The organism is Reyranella sp., from assembly GCF_965229815.1.
Classification (GTDB): Bacteria; Pseudomonadota; Alphaproteobacteria; order Reyranellales; family Reyranellaceae; genus Reyranella.
Window position 1 is genome coordinate 1 of sequence record NZ_CBDDJN010000001.1, and the last position, 14,351, is coordinate 14,351.

Sequence of the window (14,351 nt, forward strand, 5' to 3'; positions counted from 1 at the left end):
AAGGCCGCCATCGCGGGCCTCAAGGAACTGCCCGCCGTCAACGCCGAGATCGAAGGCGACGACATCGTCTACAAGAACTACTACGACATCGGCGTCGCCGTCGGCACGCCGCAGGGCCTGGTCGTGCCGGTCGTGCGCGACGCCGACACGCTGTCGTTCGGCGGGATCGAGAAGACGATCGGCGACCTCGGCCGCAAGGCGCGCGACGGCAAGCTCACCATCGCGGACCTGACCGGCGGCACCTTCACCATCTCCAACGGCGGCGTCTACGGCTCGCTGATGTCGACGCCGATCCTCAACCCGCCGCAGTCGGCGATCCTCGGCATGCACAAGATCCAGCAGCGCCCGATGGTCGTCGGCGGCGAGATCAAGGTGCGGCCGATGATGTATCTCGCCGTCTCCTACGACCACCGGATCATCGACGGGCGCGAGGCCGTGCTGTTCCTGGTCCGCATCAAGGAATGCCTCGAGGATCCCGAGCGGCTGCTGCTCGAGGTGTGAGGGATCGGTAACGCTGTCATCCCGAGGGCGAAGCCCGAGGGACCTTTCCGGCTCAGCAAAGGTCCCTCGCTGCGCTCGGGATGACACCGAAGTTTGGAGCGGCGTCAAACCATGGCAAACGAAACCTTCGATCTCGTCGTGATCGGTGCCGGACCGGGCGGCTACGTCGCCGCCATCCGCGCCGCGCAGCTCGGCATGAAGGTCGCGATGGTGGAGAAGCGCGCCACGTTCGGCGGCACCTGCCTGAACGTCGGCTGCATTCCGTCCAAGGCGCTGCTGCAGTCCTCGCACCTCTTCGAGGCGGCGGGTCACGATCTCGCCGCGCACGGCATCGCCGTCGAACCGCCCCGGCTCGATCTCGCCCAGATGATGAAGCGCAAGGGCGAGGTCGTGGACGCGACGACCAAGGGCGTGGCCTTCCTCTTCCGCAAGAACAAGATCACGGCCTTCCAGGGCAGCGGCCGCATCGAGGCGGCCGGCTCGGTCGCCGTTGTGGGCGATGACGGGTCGGTCAAGGAGACCCTGGCGACGAAGACCATCCTGATCGCCTCCGGCTCTGAAGTGATGCCCCTGCCGGGCGTGACGGTCGACGAGAAGAAGATCGTGTCGTCGACCGGCGCGCTCGAGTTCGCCGAGGTCCCGGCGCATCTCGTCGTGGTGGGCGCCGGCATCATCGGCCTCGAGCTCGGCTCGGTGTGGCGGCGCCTCGGCGCGGAGGTCACGGTGATCGAGTTCCTCGATCGCATCACGCCCGGCGTCGACGACGAGGTCACCAAGCACCTGCAGCGGGCGCTCGCCAAGCAGGGGCTGAAGTTCCGGCTGGGCTCGAAGGTCACCAGCGCCGACGCCAGTGGCGAGGGCGTCACCCTCACCGTCGAGCCGGCCAAGGGCGGGGCCGCCGAGACCCTGCACGCCGACATCGTACTGGTCGCGATCGGCCGCCGTCCCTACGTGGCGGGGCTCGGCCTCGACAAGGCCGGCGTGAAGCTCACCGAGCGCGGTCGCATCGCCGTCGACGGCCATTTCCAGACCTCGGTTCCCGGCATCTACGCCATCGGCGACGTGATCGACGGACCGATGCTGGCCCACAAGGCGAGCGAGGACGGCATCGCCTGCGTCGAGACCCTGGCCGGCCAGAAGGGCCACGTGAACTGGGATCTCGTTCCCTCGGTCATCTACACCCAGCCCGAGGTCGCCTGGGTCGGCAAGACCGAGGAACAACTGAAAGCAGCCGGCGTTGCCTACAAGGTCGGCAAGTACCCGTTCACCGCCGACCCGCGCAGCCGCGCCAACGCAGCGACGGAGGGTTTCGTGAAGGTCCTGGCCGACAAGGCGACCGACAAGGTCCTGGGCGTGCACATCATCGGCGCCGAGGCCGGCACGATGATCGCCGAGGCCGCCATGGCCATGGAATTCTCCGCCTCCGCCGAGGATATCGGGCGCGTCTGCCATGCCCATCCCACGGTCAGCGAGGCCTTGAAGGAGGCCGCCCTCGCGGCGTGGGACAAGCCCATCCACCTCTAGCCGGGCGCGGGGCAGGGTCCGTGCGCAAGCCCCTCATGGTGGTGGCGATCATCGCCTGCCTCGCGATGTCGGTGGTGGGCGGCCTGATTCCGATCCTTCAGGGCTGGATCTTCTTCGTGATTGCCCTCTACCTGCTGGCCACCGAGTTCGAGATCGGGCGGGAATGGGTGAAGCGGGCCCGGCGGCGCTGGCCCTCCCTCAACCGCTGGATCGAGCGGGCCCGCGACCACCGCTGGGCGCCCTCCCATCTCAAGGAATTCGAGGACCTGACGGACCCCGGCAAATAGGGCTATCATGGCGGCAACAGGAGGATCCGCCATGAATGGCCCGGTAACACCGCGCGGCGTCAATCACCTCGTGCTGAACGTCCGCGACATCGAGGAATCCCATCGCTTCTGGACGGAGATCGTCGGCTTCCGCCAGGTCGGCCAGCTCACGCCGACCAAGGAGCGGCCGAACCCGCCCAAGATGCGCTTCTACTCGGGCGTGCGCGAGGACGGCACGTCGCACCATCACGACGTCGCCCTGGTCGAGAATCGCGACCTGCCGGCGCCGCCGGAGAACTGGTCGATGTTCGGCATGCCGTGCGCCGTCAACCACATCGCCATCACCATGCCGAGCCGCGAGGCCTGGATGGAGCACCTGGCCTACCTCCAGGAGAAGGGCGTGAAGTTCGACCGCCGCGTCGAGCACGGCATGACGCACAGCCTCTACATCCACGATCCCAACGGCTATGGCGTCGAGTTCGTCTACGACCTGCCCAAGGACGTGTGGCAGGGCGACATCAACGGCGCGCTGAACTACGTCAAGGTGCTGCCCACCGAGGGCGCCGAGGCGCTCGACGACCGTACCGAGGGCATCCCGACCTTCGCCAAGGCGGCCGCGCCGGCGGAGTAGGCGGGTCCGCCGTCGGCTTGTCGACGCTCCCTCAGTCACGCCCTCACCCAGCCTCTCCCCCAAGGGAGAGAGGAGCCTGAGGAAGACGGGGACGAGGGCTGATTTTCTTCCTTTCATGTTCCTCTCCCTCGCGAGGGGGAGAGGTTAGGTGAGGGGGCGGCTTCCTCACCCCTTTGGCGTCAGGCCCTTGTAGACGGCCTCGGCGATCGGGAGCAGCTCGTCGCGGCTGGCCATCGCGGTGACGGCAAAGCCGAAGCCCTGGTCGATCCAGGCGAAGGTCGCCGTGTTGCCCTCGGCCTTGAAGCGGAACGCCGTCTCGGTGCCGTCGGCGGCGCGGACATAGACCGTCAGCCGGCGGCCCGTCGCGTCCTCGTACATGAGCTGGGCGGCGGCGCTGCTGTCGGCAGGCAGCAGGCGGCCGCCGATCAGGCGGAAGCCGAACCGTCCGAGGTCGGGCGCCTCGAGCCGGCGGCCCAGCCGCTTCGACAGCCATTGCAGCAGATGCGCTTCCTGCGCGGCGCCGACCTCGACTGGATGGGCCACCTCGACGACGAAGGTGCGGAAGGCGGCCGTCGCGCCCTGGGCGATGACGGCCGTGGGCGCGGCCGCGACCCGGGTCTCGGACATGCCGTCGTTGGCGAGCCAGCCGGCGCCGGTGCCGGCCACGAAAAGCAGCACGGCCGCCGCCGCGAGGCCCGAACGCCGCCACAGCCGGTTGCGCCGCGCGGCCTGCAGGCTGGCGATGCGCAGCCGCGCCGGGATCGGCTCGTCGGCCTTGGCCTGGAGCTGGGCGCGCAGCGCGGCGCGGTGACGGCGGTCGGCCAGGATCCGCTCGCGCACCTCGGGATGGAGGGCGAGATGGGCCTCGACCGCCGCGCGCCGGCCGGCCTCGAGCCGGTCGTCGACATAGGCCTGCAGCTCGTCCTCGCCGATCGGATGGTCGTCGCCGATCATTTCACTCTCCGCAGAAGGGTCGGGCGCACGCCCTCGACCATCGAGCGCAGCTTCTGCCGTGCCCGCGACAGGCGCGACATCACCGTTCCCATCGGCAGGCCGAGGATGCGCGCGGCCTCGTCGTAGGAAAAGTCCTCGACGCCGACCAGCAGCAGCAGCGACTTCTGCTCCTCGGGCAGCCGGTCGAGTGCGGCGAGCACGTCGCGCGCCTCGGCAGCCGCCTCGGGCGAGGTCGCCGGATCGGCCAGGTCGGTGTCGTCGATCGCGACGGACGTGCCGCGCCGGCTCGACCGCCGGCGAGCGTCGAGATGCAGGTTGCGCAGGATGGTGAACAGCCAGGCGCGCAGGTCGCCGTCGGGACGACGCGATCCCCAGTGCAACAGGGCGCGCTCGAGCGTGTCCTGCACGAGGTCGTCGGCGCCGGCATGCTCGCGCACCAGGGCGAAGGCATGACGGCGCAACGCGGGGATCAGCGGCTCGAGCAGGAGGGCCGGGTCGGCCATGCGTCTCAATCTAGGTGGCCCGGCACCGGCGCGCACGCCGGTGCCGGACCACCGGCTCCGTGTCAGGGCTTGGCGACGTGCCAGGCGCCGTTCAGGAAGCCGTCGCCGGTCGTGTCGCCGGGCTTGGTGTCCTTGACCCAGGCGTAGACGGGCTTGCCCTTGTAGGCCCACTGCTTCAGGCCGCCGTCGCGCACGACGATGGTCCAGTCGCCCGAGGCCTTGCCGCCGTCGGCGACCAGCAGGGGCGGCCAGTTGGTGGCGCACTGGCCGTTGCACACCGACTTGCCGGGCGTGTCCTTGTCGAACGTGTAGAGCGTCATGCCCTTGGCATCGACGAACATGCCGCCCTTGGCCATGGGCGGCGCGGCCACCGGATCGCCGGCGAAGGCGGTGGCGGCGAGCAGGACGGTGGCGGCGGCGGAAAACGACAGAAGCTTGAGCATCGGATCTCCTCGGCAGACGAAGGCTGCCCGGGGAAGACGCCGGCGGCGGCGGTTTATTCCCGGCGTCGATCGAAATCTTCGCTGGGAGTCCGATGCCCGGCGTCCGATAGTGTGCCGCGATGTTCGCACGTCTCCTGTTCCTTCTCGCCGTGGTCGGCGCGACGCCGGCCTTGGCACAACAGGCCGTGCATGTGCCGGTGGAGCAGGGCGGTCGCACGCTCCAGCTCGCCGCGCAGCTCTTCAAGCCGCCCGGCGCCGGCCCGTCGCCCGCCGTTGCGATCTTCCACGGGTGCGGCGGCCCCGGGCAGAACACGGCGCGCATGGCGGGCCTCCTCGCCTCCTGGGGCTATGTGGCGCTGGTCGTCGACAGCTTCTCGGCGCGCCGCCTGAAGGACGTCTGCGGGCGGGCGAACTGGCCCACCCAGCGCGACGCCGAGACCCGCGCGCTCGACATCGATGCCGCCCTCGCCTGGCTGGCGAAGCAGAGCTTCGTCGTTGCCGGACGCATCGCCTTCATGGGCTATTCCTACGGCGGCGGCGTCGCGGCCCTGCGGGCGCTGCAGCGGGCCGATGCCGCGGCCCCGTCGCCGGCGCGGGCCGCCATCCTGGTCTATCCCGACTGCGGGCTGGCCGATGCGCTGGGACCGAAGCTCGCGGTGCGGCAACCCACCCTGTTCGCGATGGGCGCGCTCGATGACTGGACGCCGGTCTCGCAGTGCCAGGCCGCGATCGACCGCATCGTGCAGGGCCGCGACCTGGTTGAGACGAAGGTCTACGAGGGCGCGCATCACAGTTTCGACGCGCTCGGCCTGCCGGTGCGCTATCTCAAGGACGTGGGCAACCGCAGCAAGCCGAACGATTGCTGCGGCGCCCACTACGGCGCCAACCAGAAGGCCTGGGCGGCATTCGTCGAGGACGTGAAGACGTTCCTGGCGAGGACCCTGGCGAAGTGACGGTCGACGCCGCCCACCACCGCCGGCACCTCACGGTCTGGAGTGTCGCGTCGCTCGGCATCGGGTCGATGGTCGGCGCCGGCATCTTCGCGCTGCTCGGCCAGGCGGCGCTGATGGCGGGGAGCGACGTCTACCTGTCGTTCCTGATCGGCGGCGTGGTCGCCCTGCTGTCGGGCTATTCCTATGCCCGGCTGGCCGCCCGCTTCCCGAGCTCGGGCGGCATCATGGACTACTACGACAAGGCCTTTCCCGCGCGCGTGATCGCGGGCGGCCTGTCGGTCCTCTACCTCGTCACCCTGGTCGTCACGATCGTGATGGTCGCCAAGACCTTCGGCACCTACGCCAGCCACATGCTGCCGGGCGGCGATGCGCCGCGCCTCTACACCAACGCCTTCGCGTCGGCGATCGTGATCGCCATCGTCTGGATCAACATGGTGGGTTCGCACGCGGTGGGGCGTGCCGAGGAGGCGCTGGTCGTCATCAAGCTCGTGATCCTGGTGGTGCTGATGCTGGCGGGCCTGCAGGGGCTGGAGCCCGCGATGCTCACCCAGTCGCCGAGCGTCGGGCCGCGTGCCCTGCTGGCAAGCGTCGGCCTCACCTTCTTCGCCTATGCCGGCTATGGCATGATGGCCAACGCCGCCGGCCATGTGAGGGATCCCGGCCGCACCATTCCCCGCGCGATCTACCTGGCGATCGGCGTGGTCATCGTCCTCTACATCGCCCTCGCCGTCGTCGTCCTGGGCAACCTGACCAGCGCACAGCTCGCCGCGCACGCGGAAACGGCGGTGGCGCAGGCGGCCAAGCCGGTCCTCGGCAATGCCGGCTTCGTCTTCGTGTCGATCGGCGCGCTGTTCGCCACGGCATCGGCCATCAACGCCAGCATCTTCTCGGCGCTGGAGATCTCACGCGAGCTCGCTCATCGCGGCCAGCTGCCGCCGATCTTCGCGCGCGCGGCCTGGGGCCAGGGCACCCACGGGCTCGTCTGGTCCGCCGGGGCGGTCCTGGTGATGATCAACCTGTTCGACCTGTCGCGGGTCGCCCATATCGCCGGCGCGGCGTTCCTGGTCTGCTATCTCGCGGTCTTCGCCGCCCACTGGCGCCTGCATGAGAAGGTCGGCGGCTCGCGGCTGCTGATCGGGGCCGGCGCGGCCCTGATGACCGTCGTGTTGCTCGCCCTATGCGCCCACCTGTGGCACGAGCGGCCCTCGACCATCCTGATGATCGCGGCGGCGATCGGCGGCAGCCTGGCGGTCGAGGGCTACGTCCTGTGGCGGCTCGGCCGCCGCTGAGCGGCCGGCACCGTCATCTCTTGGCGCGCGGATGCGCGGCGCGATAGACGGCGGCGAGGCGCGTGGCGTCGACGGCGGTGTAGCGCTGGGTCGTCGACAGCGAGGCGTGGCCGAGCAGCTCCTGGATGGTGCGGAGGTCGCCGCCGGCGCCCAGCAGATGGGTGGCGAAGGAATGGCGCAGCGCATGCGGCGTCACGCTGTCGGCGAGGCCCAGCTCGCGCCGCATCTCGCGCACCCGCTTCTGCACGATCGCCGGATCGAGGGCGCCGCCGCGCGCGCCGACGAAGAAGGAATCGCCCGGCCTGCGGGCGGACAGGAACGGGCAGGCGTCGCGGTACGCGCGCAGTGCCGCCAGCGTCTGCGGCAGGAGCGGCACGATGCGGGTCTTGTTGCCCTTGCCGGTGACGGAGAGCGTGTCGCGGCCGGACGCCAGCAGGTCCTCGACTTCCGAGCGGGTGAGGCTGAGGGCCTCGCCGATGCGCAGCCCGGCGCCGTAGAGCAGGAGCAGGACGGCGGTGTCGCGCCGGTCGAGCCAGGCCTCGCGCTCCTGCTGCGCCGGCACCTCGAGAAACTCCTCCATGTCGGGCTCGCTCAGCGCCTTCGGCACCGAGTGCGGCAGCTTCGGAGTCTGGATCAGGCCGATGCTGGCATTGCGGGCCAGCCCGCGCTTGTCGAGGAACTGGAAGAACGAGCGGACCGAGGAGAAGGCCCGCGCCGTCGAGGTGCGGGCGAGCCCGAGCCGCGCGCGCTCCGCCAGCCAGGCGCGGAACTCCGCCGGCTTCAGCTTGCCCAGCGCCTCCAGGCTGGGCGGCGCCCCGAGATAGGTCGTCATGAAGCCCAGGAAAGACGCCACGTCGTGCTCGTAGGCGACCAGCGTGTGACGGGCGAGCCGGCGCTCGCTCGTCAGCCAGTCGCGCCAGGCTTCCCGGGCGCTATCGACGCTGGCCGTCATCCCGGGCGGGCCCGTTATTCGGGCAGGTCGAGCCAGGCTCGGATCGTGTTCTCGAGCACCTTGGCGAGGAAGAACAGCAGCTCGGTCGCCTGCTCGGGCCCGAAGGCCTGGGGATCGCGCGAGCCGAAGCACATCACCCCGTCGGGCGAACCCGAGGAGACGCGCAGCCGCATCAGCACGTCGGATTTCACGAAGCGGGAGACGTCGCCGAAGAAAGCCTCCTCGCCCACGATCTCGGACCGCAGGCGGGCGTGCTTGTCGGGGCCGATGGCGGCATCGATGGCGCCCGGCGCCAGCACGTAGACGCCGCGCACCGGCACGCGCTTGGGCGCGTCGGCGTTGGCCTCGATCGCGAGCGTGATGAAGTCGACGTCGAGCAGCTCCGGCAGCTCGTGGGTGACGACATGGATCATCTTCTCGAAGGTCGAGGCCTGGATGATGCTGATCACCGCCGCCTGGATGCGGTTCTGGACGATCTGGTTCTGCTTGGAGTTGGCGATGATCTCGGTGCGCTCGTCCTTCAGCCGGTCGATCTCGCTGCGCAGGCGCTTCAGGATCGCCTGCTGCATGTCGATGACGCCCGGCCCCTGGACGCGCGGCGTGACGCCGAGCTCCGCGGCCAGCTCGCCGTGGCGCTCGAAGAAGTCGGGATGGGCCTTGAGATAGGCGATGACGTCGTCGGCCGTGATGACCTTGACCTGGCGGCCCGAGCCATCGGGCGCCGTGACGGTGCCGTCGTTACCCATGTGTCGCTCCGCGTCCCATGCTGGGCTCCCGGTCAGAGAAGGGGTCGGCTGCAGCGGGCGAGGCCGTCGAAGGCGGGACATCGGCAGTATCGGTCCGGAACTTCATATAAACTGCCCCAATGTCCTGTGGTTCGGACGCGCCATCTGCCACAATTTCTAGCGATTCCGCCCCCGAGCGACAAGCCGAGGACGCCGCGGCGCCGCCCTCGGCCCCGGTGGAAAACGTCGCCCGGCGGACGGTCCGGGTCCTGCTGCCGCTGCCGCTGGCGGATGCCTACGACTATGCGGTACCCCCTGACCTCGAGGTCGCGCCGGGCCATTTCGTGATCGTTCCGCTGGGCAAGCGGCTGACGATCGGGGTGGTGTGGGGCGACGGCTCGGGCGAGGTGGCGGCGGCCAGGCTGCGAGATATTGCCGAGGTTTTGCCCGCCCTGCCGATGGCCGAGGCGCTGCGCCGCTTCGTCGAATGGGTGGCGGCCTACACGCTGGCGCCGCCCGGGGCGGTGCTGCGCATGGCCATGAGCGTGCCCTCGGCGCTGGAGGCGCCGCGCACCGAGATCGTCTATCGCGCCGCGCCGCCGCCGGACGACGCCGCCCTGAAGATCACCGCCGCCCGCCGCCGCGTGCTGGCGCAGCTCGCCGACGGACCGGCCCTGCCGGCGGCCGAGCTGGCGCTTCTGGCCGGGGTCGGCACCGCGGTGATCAAGGCCATGGCGGGGATCGGCCTGCTCGAGGGCGTCGAGCGCACGATGCGGCGGTCGTTCCCCCAGCCCGACGGACAGCGGCCCGGCCCGACGCTCTCGGCCGAGCAGGCCGTGGCCGCCCAGGGACTGGTCGACCGGGTGCTGGCCCATACGTTCTCGGCCACCCTGCTCGACGGCGTCCCGGGCGCCGGCAAGACCGAGGTCTACTTCGAGGCAATCGCCGCGGCGCTGGCCTCGGGCCGGCAGGTCCTGGTGCTGCTGCCCGAGATCGCGCTCACGGCGCAGTGGCTCAGGCGCTTCGAGGAGCGGTTCGGCGCGCCGCCGGCGGCCTGGCATTCCGGCCTGACCAGCCTCGAGCGCCGCGAGACCTGGCGGGCGATCGCCGAGGGTCGGGTCGGAGTCGTGGTCGGCGCCCGCTCGGCGCTGTTCCTGCCGTTCGCCCATCTCGGCCTCATCGTCGTCGACGAGGAGCATGACGGTTCCTACAAGCAGGACGAGGGCGTCACCTACAATGCCCGCGACATGGCGGTGGTGCGGGCCCGCCTGGTGTCGGCGCCGATCGTGCTCGCCTCCGCGACACCCTCGCTGGAAAGCGTCGTCAACGTCCAGACCGGCCGCTACGGCGCGGTCCATCTGCCGGACCGCCATGGCGGTCGCCAGCTCGCCACCCTGTCGGCGGTGGACCTGCGCCGGAATGCACCGCCGCGCGGCCAGTGGCTGTCGCCGCCGGTGGTCGAGGCGATGAAGCAGGTCCTGGCGGCGGGCGAGCAGACCCTGCTGTTCCTCAATCGGCGGGGCTATGCGCCGATCACGCTGTGCCGCGCCTGCGGCCACGGCATCGAATGTCCGCAATGCTCGGCCTGGCTGGTCGAGCACCGCTTCCGGCGGACGCTGGTCTGCCATCATTGCGGCTACAACGAGCCGCCGGCCCATGCCTGCCGCTCCTGCGGCGCCGTCGACCAGTTCGTGGCCTGCGGCCCCGGGGTGGAGCGGTTGGCCGAAGAAGCGCTGGCGCATTTCCCGGAGGCCCGGCTCGAGCTCTTCACCTCGGATTCGCTGCTCAACCGCGACGAGGCGGCGGCCGCGGTCGATCGCATGATCGCCGGCGAGATCGACATCCTGATCGGCACGCAGATGGCGGCCAAGGGCCACCATTTCCCCAACCTCACCCTGGTAGCGGTGGTCGACGCCGATCTCGGCCTGAACGGCGGCGACCTCCGGGCGGCCGAACGCACCTTCCAACTGCTCTACCAAGTGGCCGGGCGGGCCGGCCGGGCCGACCGGCCGGGCCGGGCCCTGGTGCAGACCCATGCGCCGGAGCATCCCGTCATGCAGGCGCTGGTGTCGGGCGACCGCGAGCGCTTCGTCGCCGCCGAACTGGCCGATCGGCGCGCCGCCGGCATGCCGCCGTTCGGCCGCCTGGCGGCGCTGATCGTCTCCGGGCCCGATCCCGCCGCGGTCGACAATGTCTGCGCCGTGCTGGCCCGCCGGGCGCCGCACCAGCCGGGGGTGACGGTGCTCGGACCCTCGGTCGCGCCGCTCGCGCTGCTGCGCGGCCGCCACCGCCGCCGGTTCCTTCTCAAGGCGCCGCGGGACGTCGCGGTGCAGCCGCTGCTGCGGGCCTGGCTGGACCGAATCGGCCTGCCCGGTTCGGTCCGACTGCAGATCGACGTCGATCCCTATTCCTTCATGTGACATGCGCGCTGAAAAATCGCGGTAATACAGCGCTTTGGTAACCTTGCGCCTTTACAGGGCGCATGGTAGCAACGCGCGCTTTTCCGGGCGGCGCGAGGGAGTTTTCCCGCGAAAAGAGACGGGGATTCAACCACTTGGCGGCCCGGCAGCGCGGCTGGGGAGAGGCTTTGGACGTGTCGACTTCTGCGACCTCTGGCGTTGCTGGGCGCTATGCCAGCGCCCTTTTCGAACTGGCGGACAATGCCAAGGCGCTCGACCAGGTGGCGGAGGACCTCAAGGCGCTGCGCCAGATGGCTGCCGAGAGTTCCGACTTCGCCCGTCTGCTCGCCAGCCCGGTGATCGGCCGCGAGGTGCAGGGCAAGGCGCTGCTGGCCGTGCTCGACGCCGCCGGCATCCAGGGCCTGACCCGCAATTTCGTCGGCACCGTCGCCGCCAACGGCCGCGCCCGCGACCTGGTCGCCATGGCCACCGCGTTCCTGGCCGAGCTGGCCAGCCGCCGCGGCGAGACCACCGCGACCGTGACCTCGGCCGTCCCGCTGTCCGACCAGCAGTTGCAGCAGCTCAGCGAGACGCTGCGCTCCGTGCTGGGCGGCGGCAAGGTTTCCATCGACGCGCACGTCGAGCCCGACATCCTGGGCGGCCTTGTCGTCAAGGTCGGCTCGCGCCTTTTCGATTCGTCCATCCGCAGCAAGCTGCAGCGACTGCAGCTCGCCATGAAGGGGGTTGCTTAAATGGATATCCGCGCCGCCGAGATCTCGGCCATTCTCAAGCAGCAGATCGCCAACTTCGGCACCGAGGCCGAGGTGGCCGAGGTCGGCCAGGTCCTGTCGGTCGGTGACGGCATCGCCCGCGTCTACGGCCTCGACAGCGTCAAGGCCGGCGAGATGGTCGAGTTCCCGGGCGGCATCAAGGGCATGGCGCTCAACCTCGAGAGCGACAATGTCGGCGTCGTGATCTTCGGCGAGGATCGCGGCATCCGCGAGGGCGACACGGTGAAGCGCACCGGCGCCATCGTCGACGTGCCGGTGGGCAAGGGCCTGCTCGGCCGCGTGGTCGACGGTCTCGGCAACCCGATCGACGGCAAGGGGCCGCTCGATTCGAGCGAGCGCCGCCTCGTCGAGGTCAAGGCGCCGGGCATCATCCCGCGCAAGTCGGTGAACGAGCCGATGCAGACCGGCCTCAAGGCCATCGACAGCCTGGTGCCGATCGGCCGCGGCCAGCGCGAGCTGATCATCGGCGACCGCCAGACCGGCAAGACCGCCGTGGCGATCGACACGTTCCTGAACCAGAAGCCCATCAACAAGGGCACCGACGAGAGCCGCAAGCTCTACTGCGTCTACGTCGCCGTCGGCCAGAAGCGCTCGACCGTCGCGCAGATCGTGAAGACGCTCGAGGACAACGGCGCGATGGAATACTCGATCGTCGTCGCCGCGACGGCGTCCGATCCGGCGCCGATGCAGTTCCTCGCGCCCTATACCGGCTGCGCCATGGGCGAGTTTTTCCGCGACAACGGCATGCACGCCGTGATCGTGTACGACGACCTGTCCAAGCAGGCGGTCGCCTACCGCCAGATGTCGCTGCTGCTGCGCCGCCCGCCGGGCCGCGAGGCCTATCCCGGCGACGTGTTCTATCTCCACTCGCGCCTGCTGGAGCGCGCCGCCAAGCTGAACGACAAGAACGGCTCGGGCTCGCTCACCGCGCTGCCGGTCATCGAGACGCAGGCCGGCGACGTGTCGGCCTACATCCCGACCAACGTGATCTCGATCACCGACGGCCAGATCTTCCTCGAGACCGAGCTCTTCTACCAGGGCATCCGGCCGGCGATTAACGTCGGCCTGTCGGTCAGCCGCGTCGGCTCGGCGGCGCAGATCAAGGCGATGAAGCAGGTCGCCGGCACCATCAAGCTGGAGCTGGCGCAGTACCGCGAGATGGCGGCCTTCGCGCAGTTCGCCTCGGACCTCGACGCCTCGACCCAGCGCCTGCTGGCGCGCGGCCAGCGTCTGACCGAGCTCCTGAAGCAGGGCCAGTTCAGCCCGATGCCGGTCGAGGAGCAGGTCGCCTCGATCTTCTCCGGCACCCGCGGCTTCCTCGACACCCTGCCGGTCGGCCGCGTCGGCGACTTCGAGCGCCAGATGCTCGACGCGCTGCGCGCCGAGGGCTCGATCCTGGCGTCGATCCGCGAGAAGCGCGAGATCGTCAAGGAGACGGACGACAAGCTGAAGGCCTTCCTGACCGACTTCACCAAGAAGTTCGCCTGAGGGACATCCGTCACCGATGCCCAGTCTCAAGACCTACCGGCTCCGGATCCGAAGCGTCCAGTCGACGCAGAAGATCACCAAGGCCATGAAGATGGTGGCGGCCGCCAAGCTGCGCCGCGCCCAGGAGCAGGCCGTGGCGGCGCGTCCCTACGCCGAGGCCATGGACCATCTGATGGCCTCGCTCGGCGCCAGCTTCAAGCCGGGCACCGGGCCGCGCCTGCTGGCCGGCACCGGCGACGACCGCACCCACCTGGTGATCGTCGCCACCGGCGATCGCGGCCTGTGCGGCGCCTTCAACAGCTCGATCGTGCGCGAGGCGCGCCGCTTCATCCGCGCGCTGCTGGCCGAGGGCAAGACGGTCAAGATCCTGGCCGTCGGCCGCAAGGGTCGTGACCAGCTGCGCCGCGACTTCGCGGCGAACATCGTCGATTCGATCACCGACCTCGGGCGGCCGCGGCTCGGCTACGGGGACGCGCAGACCGTGGCCAGGCGCGTCATGGACATGTTCGACGCCGGCGAGTTCGACGTCGCAACGGTGATCTTCAACCAGTTCCGGTCGGCGATGACCCAGATCGTCACCCGCCAGCAGCTGATTCCGCCGCCCGCGCCGGAGACGGCGGCGGCCGGCGCGCCGGTCTCGGTCGGCGGCGCCGTCTACGAGTTCGAGCCCGAGGAGGGCGAGATCCTGGCCGAGCTGCTGCCGCGCAACCTCACGGTCCAGATCTTCCGCGTCCTGCTGGAGAACGCCGCGAGCTTCTACGGCTCGCAGATGACGGCGATGGACGGCGCGACGAAGAACGCCGGCGACATGATCAAGCGGCTGACGCTGCAGATGAACCGCTCGCGCCAGGCGTCGATCACCAAGGAACTCATCGAGATCATCTCCGGCGCCGAGGCCGTCTAGCCCGCGCCGACCGCAATCGAAGGAAGGA

At 70.1% G+C, this 14,351-nt stretch carries 15 protein-coding genes; 10 read left to right on the forward strand and 5 right to left on the reverse strand.

Annotated elements, in window-relative coordinates; translation table 11 throughout:
• The 4 genes from ACO073_RS00005 to ACO073_RS00020 all read left to right on the forward strand — a co-directional run.
• On the forward strand, window positions 1-501 hold a 501-nt coding region (locus ACO073_RS00005; protein WP_421993970.1), incomplete at its 5' end, for a 2-oxo acid dehydrogenase subunit E2.
• A gap of 111 nt (window positions 502-612) precedes the next feature.
• Window positions 613-2,025, forward strand: a complete 1,413-nt coding sequence (gene lpdA, locus ACO073_RS00010; protein WP_421993972.1) for a dihydrolipoyl dehydrogenase — start codon at window positions 613-615, stop codon at window positions 2,023-2,025.
• Between the two features lie 20 nt (window positions 2,026-2,045).
• On the forward strand, window positions 2,046-2,312 hold the full coding sequence (locus tag ACO073_RS00015; protein WP_421993974.1) for a hypothetical protein: 267 nt from the start codon (window positions 2,046-2,048) through the stop codon (window positions 2,310-2,312).
• 31 nt (window positions 2,313-2,343) lie between these two features.
• Complete coding sequence (locus ACO073_RS00020; RefSeq protein WP_421993976.1) at window positions 2,344-2,922, forward strand: VOC family protein; 579 nt, start codon at window positions 2,344-2,346, stop codon at window positions 2,920-2,922.
• A 165-nt stretch (window positions 2,923-3,087) separates the two neighbouring features.
• Here ACO073_RS00020 and ACO073_RS00025 read toward each other — a convergent pair whose 3' ends face one another.
• The 3 genes from ACO073_RS00025 to ACO073_RS00035 form a co-directional block, all read right to left on the reverse strand.
• Window positions 3,088-3,876: an anti-sigma factor family protein gene (locus ACO073_RS00025; RefSeq protein ID WP_421993978.1), complete on the reverse strand. Its 789-nt coding sequence runs from the start codon at window positions 3,874-3,876 to the stop codon at window positions 3,088-3,090.
• Window positions 3,873-4,379, reverse strand: coding sequence for an RNA polymerase sigma factor (locus ACO073_RS00030; RefSeq protein WP_421993980.1), 507 nt, complete (start codon window positions 4,377-4,379; stop codon window positions 3,873-3,875). Before ACO073_RS00030 ends, ACO073_RS00025 begins: the two co-directional genes overlap by 4 nt.
• Window positions 4,380-4,441: 62 nt before the next feature.
• Window positions 4,442-4,822 (reverse strand): hypothetical protein, encoded by a 381-nt coding sequence (locus ACO073_RS00035; RefSeq protein WP_421993982.1) that lies wholly within the window; start codon window positions 4,820-4,822, stop codon window positions 4,442-4,444.
• Window positions 4,823-4,941: 119 nt separating this feature from the next.
• On the opposite strand from ACO073_RS00035, the gene ACO073_RS00040 reads away from it, so the two are divergent.
• Both ACO073_RS00040 and ACO073_RS00045 read left to right on the forward strand, forming a co-directional pair.
• The gene (locus ACO073_RS00040) at window positions 4,942-5,775 is read left to right on the forward strand and encodes a dienelactone hydrolase family protein (protein WP_421993984.1); all 834 of its coding nucleotides are present in this window, start codon (window positions 4,942-4,944) and stop codon (window positions 5,773-5,775) included.
• Entirely contained in the window at window positions 5,772-7,064 is a 1,293-nt protein-coding gene (locus ACO073_RS00045; RefSeq protein WP_421993986.1) for an APC family permease, read from the forward strand. The genes ACO073_RS00040 and ACO073_RS00045 overlap by 4 nt, the downstream gene beginning before the upstream one ends.
• Window positions 7,065-7,077: 13 nt before the next feature.
• Here the strand turns inward: ACO073_RS00045 and ACO073_RS00050 are convergent, their stop codons facing one another.
• Together ACO073_RS00050 and ACO073_RS00055 are read right to left on the reverse strand one after the other, a co-directional pair.
• Window positions 7,078-8,016 (reverse strand): tyrosine recombinase XerC, encoded by a 939-nt coding sequence (locus ACO073_RS00050; protein WP_421993988.1) that lies wholly within the window; start codon window positions 8,014-8,016, stop codon window positions 7,078-7,080.
• Between the two features lie 14 nt (window positions 8,017-8,030).
• The gene (locus ACO073_RS00055; protein WP_421993990.1) at window positions 8,031-8,762 is read right to left on the reverse strand and encodes a DUF484 family protein; all 732 of its coding nucleotides are present in this window, start codon (window positions 8,760-8,762) and stop codon (window positions 8,031-8,033) included.
• Window positions 8,763-8,881: 119 nt separating this feature from the next.
• Between ACO073_RS00055 and ACO073_RS00060 the strand changes: the two genes are divergently transcribed.
• From ACO073_RS00060 to ACO073_RS00075, 4 genes are all read left to right on the forward strand, one after another.
• A complete protein-coding gene (locus tag ACO073_RS00060; protein ID WP_421993992.1) occupies window positions 8,882-11,161 on the forward strand; it encodes a primosomal protein N' in 2,280 nt (759 codons plus the stop codon).
• 173 nt (window positions 11,162-11,334) lie between these two features.
• The gene (locus ACO073_RS00065) at window positions 11,335-11,892 is read left to right on the forward strand and encodes a F0F1 ATP synthase subunit delta (protein ID WP_421993994.1); all 558 of its coding nucleotides are present in this window, start codon (window positions 11,335-11,337) and stop codon (window positions 11,890-11,892) included.
• Window positions 11,893-13,419 carry a F0F1 ATP synthase subunit alpha gene (gene atpA / locus ACO073_RS00070; RefSeq protein WP_421993996.1) on the forward strand — a complete coding sequence of 509 codons (1,527 nt, stop codon included), beginning with the start codon at window positions 11,893-11,895 and terminating at the stop codon, window positions 13,417-13,419.
• Between the two features lie 16 nt (window positions 13,420-13,435).
• Complete coding sequence (locus tag ACO073_RS00075; RefSeq protein WP_421993998.1) at window positions 13,436-14,323, forward strand: F0F1 ATP synthase subunit gamma; 888 nt, start codon at window positions 13,436-13,438, stop codon at window positions 14,321-14,323.
• The last annotated feature ends 28 nt before the right edge of the window (window positions 14,324-14,351 follow it).